Genomic DNA, 15,832 nt, shown 5'->3' with positions numbered 1-15,832 from the left:
GCTCGGCGGGCCGTGGTCAAGGTGAATACGTCAGCGGAATACGTCACCTGACCGAATCTCGCCGCACCAACACGCCGACAGTGGGCCGGTGACAACCGGCCACTTACGGGGGGTGGTGTGCTGTGAGGCTGTTCCGGCTCGTTCCGCACCGAAGGCGAGGACGCGCACCCGCGCAACCTCCGACACCGGGTCCCACACATCGCGAACCTGCCTCTCTGGCAGCCGAGTTGGGCGATCTGGCCGAGCATCCGAGACTCGCCAGGCACAGTGCCGCGTTACGCGACCTCGCGGACGCGGTCAGCAGTGGCAGAGGACTCGAGGTGTGGGCGGGCGGCAGTCTCGTGACCGCCTACGGAGGGCCCGACGCGCTCGGCGACGGCCCCGCCGAGAAGGGCGACCGGGCACGCCGGCTCGGGCTGCTGCCGACGGCGCTCGTCTTCGTCCCGCTGCTGATCACCTGGTTCGGGCTGGGCGCGGCGGCCTGGGCCAACCAGCGCATGAACGAATCCGGCGGCCACTCCGACGGATCGTTCCTCACACTGTGGCAGCAGGGCTTCGACGGACATCTGTGGCCGTTCCTCCGCTTCGACATGATGGCGGTCTGGACGGTGCTGGCGCTCGCCGCACTCGCCACCACCACCATGCTGCGCCACCGTTGGGAGGAGCGCGACGAGCGCGAACGTCTGGTGCTCTCCCAGCGGCTGTCCGGGGCCCTCGCGCAGACCGAGGCACTGGCGGTCCGCGCGGCGGCCACCTCGCCACGCCGGTTCACCGAGGAACTGCAGGGCGCGGCAGAGGAGTTGCACACGCTCCTCGGCAGGGCCGTCGACGTCCAGGAGGGCGCGCGCCGGGCCGTGGCGCAGGCGGACGGGGCCACCGACCGCACCGTCACCGCCCTGACCTCGCTCGACTCGGCGCTCGTCGTCCTGCGCGCGGGAGCCTCCGAGGCACGCGAGGCCACGCGCGGCGCGTCCACGGCCGCGGGCCAGGTCGCCCAGGGAGCGGACGCGCTGGCGAACGGCGTGGCCACGTCCGTGGCCGCGCTGCGCGACTCGGTCGGCGAGGCGGGGCGGATCGCCGCCGAACACATCGGCGCCGCCGGGGCCTCCGTCGCCGACCGCTTCGACGCGGTCGCCTCGGCCGCCGAACTGCGCGGTTCCGCCGTGGCCGACCGTGCCACCGAGTCCATGGAGCGGATCCGTGACGAGGCCAGGGACACCCTGGAAAGGACACAGGCCTCCCTGAACGAGTCGACGCGGCTGCTCACGGCCACCGTGCAGGGACTGGACCGCACCCTCACCTCGCTGCCCACCGCGCTGGAGGGTTCGGCCGCCGAGGGAGCCGACCGCATCGGCATGGCGTACGACATGGCCGTCACCGCCCTCGCCGCCTCGCTGCGCCAGGAGGTGCGCGAGGTGTCCGCCGAACTGGCCGACCGCATCGACCAGTTGCACACCGTCGTGAACGGCCAGCGGGCGGTCCAGCGCGAACTCGGCGGCGGCCAGCAGCAGATCCAGGACCTGCTCCGCACCGCCACGGCCGACTTCGAGCAGGCGCTGCGCCGCGTCACCGGCGGCCTCGACGAGGCGGGGCGTGCCGTCGTGCACGGATCGGCCGAACTCAACGCGGCAGCTCGTGAGTTGCGCCGAGCGGCGGACGACTCCCGGCCCCCCGCGGACGCGGCTCCGCGCTCCCCCTCTCGGTCCGGCCCGATCCCCTCGTCAGATCCCGACTCCCCTCCCGTCCCAATTTCCGGCCCCGGTCCCGGCGTCGGCTCCCAAACGCCTCATCACCGGGCCGTACACCCCGTGCCCCCGGGCGTCGGCCCCCACCCGGGCCCCGGCTCCCCGAGCCCCTCCGGTACCCGTCCCCGGCCCGCGGCCGCCGCCCCGACCGAACCCGGCCGAGCCCACGGAACCACGCCCGCGCCCGCGCCGACACCGGCACCGGCACCGGCACCGGCTTCTCCACCCGCGCCCGTCCCCGAACCGGCGGACACCCTGGAGAGCCCGTCGACGCATCGGCTGCGCAAGCCCGTGCGGAGCGACGCCGGGGGCGAGCGGCGGGAGGGAACCCGGTGACCCGCCGGTCGAGGCGCGCGACGGTGCCGTACCTCGCGGGGTGGCTCTTCGCCGACGTGCTGCTGGTGATCGTGCTGGTGGTGCTGGGGGGCGAACGGGCGCCGCACGACAGGACGGCCGCGCAGGACGCGTCACCCGCACCGACACCCAGCGCACGGCGGTCGCCCTCTCCGGAGCCGACCGTGACACCGACACCGACACCGACACAGCGGGCCCGGCCGGGCGGGCTCGACCCGGCGACCCGGTCGATCACCGTGCACACCGACGCGGACGCACTGGTCGCGGGCTCGAAGTCCGCGAAGGCCGATCTGGAGCGTCAGGTCGCCGACGGGATCGAGCGGTTCAAGGGACGGACCGCGGCCTTCGTCATGGTCTTCGGGACCGTCCACGGCGCGGGCGGAGCCGTCGACAGCGGACGCAGCGACGCGTACGCCACCGCGGTGGCCCGGTTGCTGCCGAGGACCGAGCCCGCCTTCTTCCCGCCGTACTCGGAGAAGATCATCCGCGGTTACCACGACAGCAGCGGCGACATCAGCTCGGGGACGGCCCGGATCGAGCTCTTCTTCCTGCTGCGGTGACGTCCTTCGCCCGCCCCGGTTCCCTCCCCCGCCTCGAACCGACCGCCCGGACCGACGGCCCGGGCCGACCGCCCGACCGGCGCGCGCCGGTTCACCCGTACGACGCGCGCGGGGACGGCGCACCCACTCACAGCCCAACGGAGCGTGGAGCATCGTGACCGTATTCAAGAAGAACCCGAGCCTTTCGGAGCTGCGCGAGTTCACCGACCAGACCCTGACCATGCTCAGCGAGCAGAACATCCCGGACACCCCCGAGGCCTACGAGGCGCGCGACCGGATCCAGTCGCTCGCGGCGGAGCTCGACGCACGGCTGAACGCACCGGTCACCATCGGGGTGGTCGGCGAGTACTCGGTCGGCAAGTCCCTGCTCCTGGGCACCCTGTTGGGCAAGCCCGACCTGCTGCCGGTGGAGGCGGGACCCAGCACCGGCAACATCACGGTGCTGGAACTGTCGCGCGGCGAACCGGGCAGTCCGACGACCGCCGCCGAGAACACGGACGTCGCCTTCCTCACCGAGAAGCAGCTCGCCGCGTGTGTGGGCGCCGTCCTCGACGACCTGGTCCGCGTGCTGGACGAACGGCACCCCCAGCTCGGTGCGGGCACCGCGCTCGCCGGCTACAACCCGGTGACCGATCCGCGCGGTTGGGCCCCCTTCGAGGCGTGGTATCCGCGGCTGTGGCCCGCCGCGGGCGGACCGGTCGCCTACGAGACGATCGGCGCCGCGCACCGGGACGCCGTCACCGAGCTGTGCCGGGTCCGCGACGCGGCCCTGAGCCAGCGCGACCTGCTCGGCACCTCCGTCGGTGTGTCACGGAAGGCGGTCGATGCGGCGCTGGTCCTCGGAGCCGCCCGGCGCACCCCTGAGACCCCGCCCAAGCGGGTCGTGCAGCCCGTCGACGCGGGCCAGTTGAAGAACGCCGACACCGCGGTAGCCGCGGAGGCGCTGCGCCGCGCGTTCCCGCTGGTCGAGAAGGTGACGCTGCGGGTCGAGGTCTCCCCCGACCACTGGGACCTGTCCGGACTGATCTCGCAGGACACCGCGGTGCGGCTGCTGGACTTCCCGGGCATCAACGCGGCCGGTTCCTACGGCCGCGACACCTTCCTCAGCCGCCGCGAGCTGGTGTCCGTGCACACCATCCTGCTGGTCATCAGCGCCGTACGCCCCGAGTCGAAGGGCGCCTCGACCTTCTGGGACATGCTCACCGAGGACGGCCGGGAACCGCAGGCCCTGGCCAGCGCGGCCCTCGTCGCGGCGAACGCCTTCGACCTCGCCAAGCCGCCCGCACTGCACGACGTTCCGGAGGGCCCGCTGCCGCTGCGGCAGCTGCTGTCGCACTCCGCCGAGGTCAACGGCGTGCACGTGTACGGGAACAAGTTCGTGCACCATCGTGAGGACGGCATCGTGGCCGTCTCCTCGATCGCCGCCATCCGCGCGCACCAACTCCCGTACACCGAGACCTCTCCCGAGACCCGGGAGCGCATCCACAAGGCACTGGCGGACCTCGAACCGCCGGGCGCCAAGCGGTGGGAGAAGATCGCCGACCGGTTGCGCCGGGCGGACGAGACCAACCCCTGGACGGACCGGCTGCGCGCCTACGACAACGACGGCGGCATCCAGCGGCTGCGTCTGCTGATCGACCACCACGTGCGTCGCCACGGGCTGGAACAGAAGCTGGAGCGGGCGCGCAGCTCCCATCGCAAGCTGTGGCGCGAACTGAGCCTGCTCCAGCGGCAGGTGCACCGGGCCTCGGGGAGCGAGCAGCCCGAGGGGTACCGCGAACTCCGAGAGAGGCTGGCCGAGTTCCGGGCTCTGCTCGACCTGATGCTGCCGACGCTGTACCAGCTCAGTACCCCCGCGCCGCGCGTGAGCGGGGCCGACGACGCCTCGTACGCCGCCGAACTCGGCGGACGGCCGCCCCGCCGCGAGGAGATCGCGTACTCCGTGCGCGACGACGTCTTCGACTGGCGGGAGTGGCAGGAGCTGCTGGGCCGGGCCGAGCGGGACCGCAACCATCTCGTCCCCCGCAGCGAACCGCCCGCGCAGGGCGGCATCAGCCATCTGCCACGGCCCGGCCGGGCCGCCGGCGCCCCGGCGGAGGCGCCCGGCGGCGAGGAGTCGGCCGACGTCACGACGACCTTCCTGGACAAGTTCCGCGCGCTCGTCGACCGGCGCACCGGAGAGGAGCACGACCAGCTGCGTGTCTGGTTCGACCACTGGGCGGCGTACTGGCAGGACGAGTTCGGGCCGCTGCGCGAGTGGATGGCGGACCCGGCCACCGACAGCCTGCTCAACGACCTGTTCACCCGGCTGCGCGGCAGCGCGCACCGGGCCGACAACCAGCTGAACCACCTGTGGACGGCTCTCAACCCGGCACACGCGCGGCAGCGGGTGGAGGAGCTGGCGTCCGTGCCCGGACCGACGCCCGCCGACCAGGAGAACCGTTTCCCGATGCGGGCTCCGCACGCGCTGCCCTGGGACCACCGCATGCCCAGGCTGGAGGACCAGCGCTCCGAGGAACGCGAACGGCACCCGCTGCTGGTGGTGCAGTTGCGCCAGCACACCGCGGACGCCGCCGCCCGGCTCGTCACCGAACACCTCGGCCGCACCCTCGCCTTGATCGAGAAGGACCTGGTCGCCCTGTACTCGAAGACCGTGGAGTACCTGCCCCGGGAGAACGAGGTGCGCGCGCCGCGCAAGCCCCTGGGGGCGGACCCGCACTCCGGCGGGGACGGCACCGGTGCCACGGAGGTGCCGGTCGAAGAGCCCATCGACATCCTGATCCGAGCCTGGAGCGACGACTGACATGAGCACCGAGCTGACCATCTCCTTCCGCGCCCCGCACGATGATCCGGCCTCGGGTGTCGTGCCGCTGGGCCGCAGGCAGTTCCGCCTCTACACGGGCCCGGAGGGCATAGCGCTGCCCGAAGTCGTCCTGGAGCAGGAGGGCACCGGCGGCAGCCGCATGGTGACCGTGCACCTGCCCGCGCGCATCGAGGTCATCACCCCCAGCGGCGGCCTCGTACCGGCGCAGCTGGCGCAGGCCCTGGCCGACTGCTGGGTGCCGCAGCAGTACACCTCGATCACCGTGGAGGGGCCGCGCACCCTGTCCCAGGACACCATGCTGCCGACGGCCCTGGTGCACCCCGCGTCCGCTCCCCCGGCCGCCGCGGGCGACGAGCCGTTGCGGCTGGACGTCCACTGGAGCGTCGACTACGCGTCGGTCGAGCACGCGGGGACGGCGCACGGCCGCGTCATGCTGGAGTTCGCGCCGCAGGGGGAGGAACCAGCGGCACCGCTGCAGCCGGAGGACGACGACGAGTTCCTGACCCTGCGCGACATCACGGGCAGCACGCACGAGCACGAGTTCATCGTCGTCGACTTCGGGACGACGGCCTCCACCGCCACCCTGCACGACCCGACGCGGATCCGGGCACAGCTGGTGGATCCCGCACAGGCCCGCTCACTGACCGACCTGCTGACGGACCTGCTCGCGCCGCCCGCCGACGCGCCGGCGGAATGGCGCAAGGAGGTGGACGCGCTGCTCGCCGGGCCGCTCGCGCTGCCGCGCAGGAACGTCGAGGTGACGGGCACGGAGGCACTGGCCCGGCTGAGCGACTCCGATGTCGCCGACGCGCTGATGCTGCGCGTCGAGGCCCTCCGCGAGCAGGCGGGTCCGGACCTGCGGCGCTGGCTCAACCGGCGGCTGCACACCGGGTACGCGGAGGTCATCGGCGCTCCGCCGCTGAACCGGCACGCGCTCAGGGCCGTCGAGTACCCGGACGACTCGGGCCGGCTCACCTCCGCGCCGGCCAGCGCGCTGCGCGAGATCGACTACACCGACGGCACCGTGCCCGAGCACCCCCGCGACCGCGGCTTCGCGCTGTGCGGCAACGGGCCCGAGGGGCTGCCCGGTGTGAAGGGGCTGACGGGCATCAAGAGGGCGGCGCTGCAGCTCACTCCGGAGCCGGTGGCGGACTCCGACATGTCCGCGGACCATCTGGCCCAGCACATGTACCTGTTGCTGGTCGACGGCGCCGAACAGACCACGTACAACCCGGCTCTGGACACGATCAGCCGGATGGCGACGGTCGTCGTCACCTATCCGACGACGATCCTGCCGGAGGTCAAGGAGAAGCTGGAGAAGCTGGTCCGCACGGCGCTCGGCGGCCCCCGTGTCGTCATGGACTTCGACGAGGGTCTCGCGGCCGGACTGTACTTCCTGATGGGCGACCTGACCGACAACCTCAACGCGGGTCTGGAGTCGCTGCGCGCGCGCTGCCGACGGGTCGGGGACAAACCGCCGACGTGGCAGCGGATCATGCTGGTGATCGACATCGGGGGCGGCACCACCGACATCGCGCTGCTGCGGCTGACCCTCGTCGACCAGACACCGGAACTCGCCGACGACCAGGAGTTCGTGGCGGGCCGGGACTACCGGCTGGAACCCGAACTGCTCGGGTCCACGGGACACGAGCGGCTCGGCGGCGACCTGCTGACGCTCCAGGTCTTCTACTGGATCAAAGCCCGGCTGGTGGACGAACTGAGCGTCCGGACAGGGCCGTTCGGTGAGGAACCGGACGACGGCGAAGGGGGTGGGCACGACGTACCGGGCCGGCGCGGAGGTGTGCCGCGGCGCGCGTACGCGGACGCGGTGGCCGAGCGTGCGGCCGACGAGCTGGACACGATCGTCTCGCCCGAGGTCCGCGCGGTCCTGTCGGAAGCGCTGCCCACGGACTGGGCCGGGATCAGCGACCCGGCCGAACGGGACGAGCGCAGAACCCGGTTCGAGCTGCTGTGGAGGCTCGCCGAGCTCAAGAAGCGCGAGCTCGGCGCCCGGGGCGCGGGAGACGCCGTGCTGGAGCCGGAGCGGGTGGCCGACGTCCTGAACGCGGGACCGAACCACCGGCTGGGCGCGGTGCAGGGCCAGATCACCCTGGACGCGGGGCAGTTCGCCAAGCTCGTGCAGCCCGTGCTGCGGCGGGCCGCCGCGCTCGGCGCCGACCTCGTGCGCGGCTCGTTCCGCCGGGCCCACGAGGAGAACGAGGAGCGGCGCGCGAAGGGCCTGCCGGAGCTCCCCGAGCCCCTGCTCGACCAGGTCGTGCTGTCGGGGCGTACGAGCCGCATGGCCCAACTGGAGGGCGAGGTCCGGGCGGTGCTCCGGCAGAAGGGCGCGGACGGCGGCGACGGTCTCGGCTGGCACAAGAACACGGAGCTGTCGGCCGAGGTGAAGTACGCCAAGCAGGTCACCTCGCTCGGCGCGGCCTGGGCCCACTCGGTGCGCAACGTCGCCGGGCAGGTCGGGTACGGCGACGACGAGGGCGGACGGGCCGGGGCCACCATCCGGCTGAGCGATCTGGACATCAGGCTCCAGGGGCTCTTCTCCAGTCTGCCGTGCGACTTCGGTCCCCGCGGTCACATGGACCGCGTCACCCCGCTGCTGCGGGCGGGCGACCCCTATGTCGAACTCGACACCTCGGGGCGGCTCGGGGTCCGCACCGGCTGGAACGCGCTCAGTCGCACGCTGTCCATCCACCGGTACCTCGGGTCGGGCGACTCGCTGCAGTGGGGTGCCTTCGACCTCGCCCTGGCGGCGAGCGCGGAGGGGTTCAAGCCCACTCCGTCGGTGTGGCGGCCGCCCAGCGGCAGCCGGCGCGGGGTGCGCTACCAGATCGAGATGGACAACCGGCTCGTGCCGTACATCCTGCTGTGCAACGGCCCCGCCCATCTGCTCGTCGACGGTCCCGCGGTCCCGTTGGACGGCGCGGTGTCCGGGCTCGCCTTCGACGCCGAACTGCCGAGCTGCTCGGTGCCCGGCCGGATCTGCGTCAACGCGGGCACGGACGACAACGGCGTACGTCGTCTGGTGGAGGTGTTCCCGCCCTCGTCACCCGACCTGGCGGGCGACGCGGTGGTGTCCGCCGACGGCTATCTGCCGGAGTCCTTCCATCCCACGCTCGACCTGCACGACCTGCCGGTGCCGGGGCGCGTCGCCGCGATCCCGGTGCCGCCCACCGACGTCAACAACACCTTCACCTACGAGTTCTTCCTGGACCGCGGTGACGGGGCGCCGGTCTTCCTCGGCTATCTCCCCGCGGTTCAGGACGGCCGGCACCACGCCACGCTGGACGCCCACGGCCAACTGCGCGTGCACCGCGGCCTGGTGCCCTACCTGCCCGCCGAGAAGCTGCGTCAGGTGGAGGAGGTTCCCGGCCGGGTGCTGCGGCTGCGCATGGACCCGCCCACCAACAAGCTGAACCACCACTGGGATCCCAACAGCGGGAGGCACTGATGACCGACGCCCACGAGCACGGGCCGAGGCACGCGCACGCGCTGCGGCTCGGTGCCTTCGCCGAGGCCGCCACCGCCGTGCTGGACTCGCCCTCCCAGTGTGGCGAGGCGATGTTCGAAGCGCTGCACGAGTGCTGGCTGGCTCTCCAGAACGTCGCCGGTCACCTGCCTCCGTACCGGGACGATCCGCGTGAGGTCGTCGAGCGCTTCGAGGAGGCGCGTACGCACCTGGGGCGGGCGTTGCGCGAGGCCTCGGCGCTCGCGGCGGCCACGCCTGGTGAACGTCCGGCGCGGGGCGGCCCGTTCGCGTCGGACGGGGCCGAGGGCTGGGACGGACGCGGGGGCGAGGCCGAGGACGCGGAGAGGGACGAACCGATCGACCGGACCGGCCGGACCGGCCGGTCCGAGGGGTTCGACGGGTTCGCCTCCGTCGAGGGGACCGGGGCGGATCCCGGGCCGGAATCAGGCCGGAAGGAGCGGGTGACCGACTCGCCGTCCCAGGCGCCCGAGGGACCTGAGGGACCTGAAGCACCGACGTCGTCAGAGACCCTGGAGGCGTCGGAGACATCGAAGGGCCCAGAGGCGCCGGAGGTCCTGGAGGCGTCAGAGGTCCCAGTGGTGCCAGAGGCCCCAGTGGCGCCAGAGACACCGGATGGGCAGATCCGGCCGGATGGACAGGTCCCGCCGCCGGATGGGCAGGTCCCGCCGGGTGAGCAGGTCCCGCCGGAAGCGGCGGAACCGTCCTCCGGCGCGGCCGAGTCGGCCGGCCCCCAGCCGGTGCCGGGGTCACCGCACGGCTCCTCGTCCGGGCCCCCGGCCGTTCCGACGGAGCCGTTGGCGGACTTCGCGGCCGTACTGGAGCGGTTGGAGTCGGACCTCCGGAGCGAGCAGGTCCGCTACCTCCCCCAGCCGGCGTCTCCCCGCCGGGACGACCGTGACGCGGAGACCGCCGAGCTCGTCGGGCGGGTCTGGCGGCGCGTCCACATGGCGCTGCTGCGGCTGCCCCGCGACGTGGCCGCGGAGTGGCGTACGGCGTCGGCGGCCAAGGCCTCCCTCGCGGGCCTCCCGGTACCGGACGAGGACGTCGCCGATCCCGACGTGATCGTCCCCGGGCTGCCGGACGGCCTGTGCCCGGTGGAACGGCTGCCGCTCGACTTCGCCGACCTGCCGGCCGCCGCCGGGGAGGTGGACCCCAAGTTCCACGAGTGTCTCGGCCTTCCGGCGGCCGGGATCGCGCACCTTCCGCCCGGTGACCCGCGCCCGGCCTGGGCGGTGCGCGCCGCGCAGGCCGAACGGCTGGCCGCGCTCGATCCCGAACTGCACGTCGCGCTCCTCCACGACCACCAGCCGGGCAGCCTCGCCGAGCAGGAGCACCGGGACAAGTACGAACGCAGGCTGGCCTCGCTGCTGCGCACGGCCGGACAGAGCCTGGACGAGACGATGGCGTGGACGCGGGAGAACCGGCTCGGTGCCGCCCACAACCTGGACATGGTCCTGGGCGGGCTGGTGCACAGACGACCGGCGGCCGCCGAGAGTTGGTGGTACCAGTGGCGCACCCGGGTCTCCCAGATCCTCATCCCGCTCGCCGAGGACGCCAACTACGAGGTGATCTCCAGGCCGTTGGAGGATCTGCGCCGTGACTTCGCGGCGGAGTACACCATCGAGGAGACCGTGAAGGGGGTCGCCGGCTCCAGCGAACCCGAGGTGCAGTGGGTGGTGTGGACGGCGTTGCGCCGCAAGAAGGGCGCGAACTACGGGCCCAACAAGCACAAGGGCCGCGTCGTCGTACGCCCGGCCGAGCCCACCCGGCGGTGACTGATGACCCTCCAGCGAGGCACACCGCACGCGTCCGACGTCCCTCCCCCGGCGCCGGATCCGTGCGCCGGCTCCCAGGACACCGCGTCGCCGGCCCGGCTGCTCGGCGCCTGCGCGGCCGGGCGCGCGGGCGGCCTCTCCCCGCAGTTGGTGGCGGACCTCGCGGCGTCGTGCGGCCCGGCGCGGCAGGACATGGTGGTGCTCCGCGTCGTCGTGCTGCGTACGGGTGCCGCCGCCGCGGGCCTCGTCCCGCTACTCACCGGGGTGCGGCTGCCCGAACCCCCCGCCGCGAGCGACCTCGTACCGCTTCTCCACGCCCACCATCCCTCGGTGGAGCCGGAGTTGCGGATCACCGAGGGCCATCGAAGGGCCCTCGACCGGGCGGCCCGGCGGCTCCTGCGGGACAGCACCGCGGCGGGCACGGCCCGGGCCGCCGGGGCGGACCGGTACGGAACGGTCAGCTGGCTGAGGATCCGCGCGGCACAAGGGCGGGACCGGTTCTTCGTGACGCGCTGGACGGGCGAGGACAGCGTCGCACGGGCCTGGCGGCGCATACAGGACGTGACGGCGGCCGGCCCGGAGCCCACCACCCACGCCACCGCGCCGGACGGACCCGATCTGCCGGCGACGCTCTCGGCCTCCTTCGCGGGCAGCCCCCTGCCCTGGCCACCGGCGGGCGACGGGACGCGTCTGACGGTCACGGACGTCCCCGTACCGGTGGAGGGCGCGCTCGCGCCGTACGCCCGTGAGGTCCTGGACTCCGCGCACCTGGTGCTCGCCTGCGCACCGCATCCTCAACTCGCGGGCCGGGAACCGCTGTCCGCCGGATTCCGGACGCTGCTCGCCGGTTCGGTGGGCGGTCCCTGCCGGCCGCCCGTGATCCTGGTGTCCTGCGTACCGGAGCACGACGGGGCCGACTTCCTCTCCGGGCTGGTCGGCTGGCTGCGCGGCGCCCTGCCGCACACCGTCGGGCCGTTCACCCGCGGTCTGCCCGTGCACGCGGTGTACCCGCCGAGGGCCGAGGACGCACTGCGCGTGCTGCTGCATCCCGTCGACCGGGCCGCACCCGCGCGGGCACGCGCCCTGGAACTCTGGGCGGCGAGCGGTCTGTCCGCCCTGTGCGCGTCGGCTCTCGCGCCCGCGCTGCGGGACGCGCGCACGTCCACGGCCCGCCTCAGCGCCCGTCGCTTCCGGGCTGCACTGCACGACATCCGGCTCGACGGGTACGACGTTCCGCCCCGCACGGGCCGGGCGGCCGCGTCGGCCGCCGACGTGCTCGCCTCGGAGGTGCCCGCCCACCGGCTCTGGGACGAACTGGACCGGTTCGCCGCGGTGCCGCTGGCGCGACGGGTCGTCCGGCGGTCGCCCCCGACCGCCGCACCGGACGGCCCTCCACACGATTCACGTCCCCGGGGAGACATCGGACCATGACCTCCACCACCTGGCTGATCATCCTTCTCGTCCTGTCGCTGGCGGGGAACGCCGTGCTCGCCTTCCGGCTGGTGCGCACGGGCCGCGCCGTACTGCCGTCGGCTTCCGTTCCGACCGCGCTGGCCCAGTCGTCCGGAGTGGATCCCGAACGCGACTCCTCGCAGCTCCAGTTGGAGGAGGCACGGCGGGAGGTGACCGCGGCGCACGAGCTGCTGCGCGGGCGGGATCTCGAACTCTCGCGGGTGCGGGAGCTGCTGAAGGAGGCCCAGGAGCGGTCGGCGACCGCCGCCATGCAGCCCGCGGGTCTGCGACAGGAACTGCACGCGGCGCGACAGCGGTTGCGGACCCTGGAAGGCGAGGTACGCATTCTGGCGCGGGAGCGGGACGACGCGCGTTCCGACGCGGACGGCCTGAAGCGGCGCCTCGCCGAGGCGGAGGCCGAGGGCGGGACGCCGCTCGGTCCGAACGCGCTGTCCCCGGCCATCCCCCGGCGGCTGCCGCTGGGCCGGGACGCGACGTCGGACAGCAGTGTCGACGGCGCGGACCTCGGACCGCTCGTCGTCCGCGCCGCGTCGGTGCGCGGCGACCGGGCCCGACGCGAGGGGGAGCACCGGCGCGAGGCGTTCCTGCTCCGGTTCGTCGAGGAGATACGGACGCCGACCCTGCTCAGCGCGGTGGCGGCGGGGGTTCCGCACGGGCGCTGGTCGCAGTCCGCGGCCGACCGTGCCTGCCGCAACCTCGCGGCACAGGTGGCCCGTTACGGGGACGCGCTGGGCCATCAGCTCTACCGGCCGGCCGGCTCGGACGACGACCTGACCGGACTGCTGCGGACGGCGCTGCAAGGTGTGGCGCACTCCATGCGGCTCGTGACACGCGGGGAGGGGCCGGGCGGCGAACCGGACGACGCCGCGATCGGGGTGGCGCTGACCGGGTTGTTCTCACGTCTGGGCGACAGCCGCCATCGGGAGCACGTGGCCTTCGGGATCGGTGACGGCGCGCTGATGGTGCTGCGCGACGGAGTCTGGAGCAGTGCGTTCACCCCCGGTGGGACAGCGGGCGAGCGCGGGCTGCGGCTGCCCGCCGCCGCCCAGCAGGTGCGCTGCGCCCGTCTGACCACCCGGCCGGGTGACCTCCTGGCGCTGTGCAGCTCGTCCCTGGCGGAACTGCTGGTGCGCCCCGAGGTGGGGGACTGGTTCGCCGCGCGTTGGGCGGGGCGCCAGCCCTATCTCACCTCGTTCCTCTCCGAGGTGAACGTGCCGGTCCGGTCCCCCGGGGGTGACCGGACCGTCGTCTGTCTCTGGGACTTCGGTGACGCCCGGGAGACCCCGCCGGCGGATTCCTGACCCGCCCGGCCCCGCCCGGTACGGGTGCCGGCGCACCGGCACCCGTACCGGGCGGGAGTCCCCGGACCCTTCACCCTTTCCGGCGCCACCCCCGCCCGACAAGATCGGCATGCGGGGCCGGAGTACTAGGCTGGCCGCCATGAGCGCACACTTTGACGTAGTGGTCCTGGGCGCCGGCCCGGGTGGATATGTCGCGGCGATCAGGGCCGCCCAGCTCGGGCTCAGCACGGCGATCGTCGAGGAGAAGTACTGGGGCGGAGTGTGCCTCAACGTGGGGTGCATCCCGTCGAAGGCGCTGTTGCGCAACGCGGAGCTGGCCCACATCTTCACCCAGGAGGCCAAGACCTTCGGCATCCGGGTGAACGGGGAGGTGACCTTCGACTACGGCGAGGCCTTCACCCGCAGCCGCAAGGTGGCGGACGGGCGCGTCAAGGGCGTCCACTACCTGATGAAGAAGAACAAGATCACGCAGTACACGGGGCGTGGCACCTTCAGCGACGACCACACCCTTCAGGTCGCCCTCACCGACGGCGGCGCGGAGACCCTCACCTTCGACCACTGCATCGTCGCCGCCGGCGCCACCACGAAACTGCTGCCGAACACCTCGCTCAGCGAGCGCGTGGTGACGTACGAGGAGCAGATCCTCTCCGACACGCTCCCGGAGAGCATCATCATCGCGGGCGCCGGCGCCATCGGTGTCGAGTTCGCCTACGTCCTGCACAACTACGGCGTCGAGGTCACCCTCGTCGAGTTCCTCGACCGTATCGTCCCGCTGGAGGACGAGGAGGTCTCCGCGGAGCTGACCCGCCGTTACAAGCGGCTCGGCATCAACGTGCTGACGTCCACCCGCGTGGAGGCGATCAACGACTCGGGCGACTCGGTCAAGGTGATGGTGACCACGGGCGGCCAGCGCCAGACGCTCCACGCCGACAAGGTGATGCAGGCGATCGGCTTCCAGCCGCGGGTGCAGGGCTACGGCCTGGAGAACACCGGTGTCCGGCTCACCGACCGCGGCGCGATCGACATCGACGGGCGGTGCCGCACGAGTGTCCCGCACATCTACGCCATCGGTGACGTGACGTCGAAGCTGATGCTCGCTCACGCGGCCGAGGCGATGGGCATCGTGGCGGCCGAGACCATCGCCGACGCGGAGACCATGGAACTCGACTACGTCATGATCCCGCGGGCGACCTACTGTCAGCCGCAGATCGCCAGCTTCGGCTGGACCGAGGCGCAGGCCCGTGAGAGGGGCTTCGACGTGCAGGTGGCGAAGTTCCCGTTCACCGCCAACGGCAAGTCGCACGGTCTGGGCGACACCGCGGGCTTCGTGAAGATCCTCAGCGACGCCCGGCACGGGGAACTCCTCGGCGCCCATCTGATCGGGCCCGAGGTCACCGAGCTGCTGCCGGAGCTGACGCTCGCCCAGCAGTGGGACCTGACCGTCCACGAGGTCGCGCGCAACGTGCACGGCCACCCGACGCTCGGTGAGGCGGTCAAGGAGGCGATCCACGGGCTGGCGGGTCACATGATCAACATGTGACCCGGGACAATCCTCGTCATGACCGACGGGACGAACGACGCCGAGAGCCGGCTGGCCAGGATCGAGCGGCTCCTGCAGAGCCGGGAGCGCGAGGTGGCACCGGCCTGGCGCCGGGCGACGCGTGGTGAGCCGCGCTGGGCGGTGACCGCCGTGATCCTGGTGGCGGTCGCCCTCCAGCTGACGGTGCCGCACGGGCTCGCCCTCCAGCCGTACTGGGCCCTGCCCGCCCTGGAGTTGGTGCTGCTGGCCGGTCTGATCGTGGCGAACCCCCGGCGGGTGGAGCCCCGGAGCCGGTGGCTGCGGTGGCTGGGCCTGGCGCTGATCTCCGTGATCAGTCTGGCCAACGGCTGGGCGGCGGTCAGGCTGGTGGCGGGCCTGGTGACCGGCACCGAGGGCGAGGAGGCCGGGCCGCTGCTGCTGACCGGCGGTGGGATCTGGCTCACGAACGTCATCGTGTTCGCCCTGTGGTACTGGGAGTGGGACCGCGGCGGACCGATGGCACGGGCCCGCGGCCATCACCAGTACGCCGACTTCCTCTTCGTGCAGATGCAGACCCCCGAGACGGCGCCTCCCGACTGGGAACCCGCGTTCCTGGACTACCTGTACCTGTCGTTCACCAACTCCACGGCGTTCAGCCCGACCGACGTGATGCCGCTGTCGCGCTGGGCCAAGATGCTGATGATGCTCCAGTCCTCCATCTCGTTGGCGACCGTGGTCCTGGTGGTCGCGCGGGCGGTCAACATCCTTCGCTGACG

At 73.0% G+C, this 15,832-nt stretch carries 9 protein-coding genes; all 9 read left to right on the top strand.

Annotated features, from left to right (window positions below; translation table 11 throughout):
• Positions 1 to 341: 341 nt before the first annotated feature.
• The gene (locus tag ACFV2J_RS15360; RefSeq protein ID WP_385091500.1) at positions 342 to 2,081 is read left to right on the top strand and encodes a hypothetical protein; all 1,740 of its coding nucleotides are present in this window, start codon (positions 342 to 344) and stop codon (positions 2,079 to 2,081) included.
• Entirely contained in the window at positions 2,078 to 2,659 is a 582-nt protein-coding gene (locus ACFV2J_RS15355) for a hypothetical protein (RefSeq protein WP_385091497.1), read from the top strand. Before ACFV2J_RS15360 ends, ACFV2J_RS15355 begins: the two co-directional genes overlap by 4 nt.
• Before the next feature lie 154 nt (positions 2,660 to 2,813).
• Entirely contained in the window at positions 2,814 to 5,462 is a 2,649-nt protein-coding gene (locus ACFV2J_RS15350) for a hypothetical protein (protein WP_385439003.1), read from the top strand.
• A gap of 1 nt (position 5,463) precedes the next feature.
• Positions 5,464 to 8,949, top strand: coding sequence for a hypothetical protein (locus tag ACFV2J_RS15345; protein ID WP_385096350.1), 3,486 nt, complete (start codon positions 5,464 to 5,466; stop codon positions 8,947 to 8,949).
• Positions 8,949 to 10,763: a hypothetical protein gene (locus ACFV2J_RS15340; protein ID WP_385438999.1), complete on the top strand. Its 1,815-nt coding sequence runs from the start codon at positions 8,949 to 8,951 to the stop codon at positions 10,761 to 10,763. Before ACFV2J_RS15345 ends, ACFV2J_RS15340 begins: the two co-directional genes overlap by 1 nt.
• Before the next feature lie 3 nt (positions 10,764 to 10,766).
• Positions 10,767 to 12,194: a hypothetical protein gene (locus ACFV2J_RS15335; RefSeq protein WP_385438996.1), complete on the top strand. Its 1,428-nt coding sequence runs from the start codon at positions 10,767 to 10,769 to the stop codon at positions 12,192 to 12,194.
• Positions 12,191 to 13,537 carry a protein phosphatase 2C domain-containing protein gene (locus tag ACFV2J_RS15330; protein WP_385438993.1) on the top strand — a complete coding sequence of 449 codons (1,347 nt, stop codon included), beginning with the start codon at positions 12,191 to 12,193 and terminating at the stop codon, positions 13,535 to 13,537. Before ACFV2J_RS15335 ends, ACFV2J_RS15330 begins: the two co-directional genes overlap by 4 nt.
• Positions 13,538 to 13,676: 139 nt before the next feature.
• A complete protein-coding gene (gene lpdA / locus ACFV2J_RS15325; RefSeq protein ID WP_385095808.1) occupies positions 13,677 to 15,077 on the top strand; it encodes a dihydrolipoyl dehydrogenase in 1,401 nt (466 codons plus the stop codon).
• Positions 15,078 to 15,095: 18 nt separating this feature from the next.
• Entirely contained in the window at positions 15,096 to 15,830 is a 735-nt protein-coding gene (locus tag ACFV2J_RS15320; RefSeq protein WP_385095811.1) for a hypothetical protein, read from the top strand.
• Positions 15,831 to 15,832 lie beyond the last annotated feature (2 nt).

Source organism: Streptomyces sp. NPDC059668, assembly GCF_042734135.1.
Classification (GTDB): Bacteria; Actinomycetota; Actinomycetes; order Streptomycetales; family Streptomycetaceae; genus Streptomyces.
This window is presented reverse-complemented; position numbering and strand designations above follow the sequence as displayed.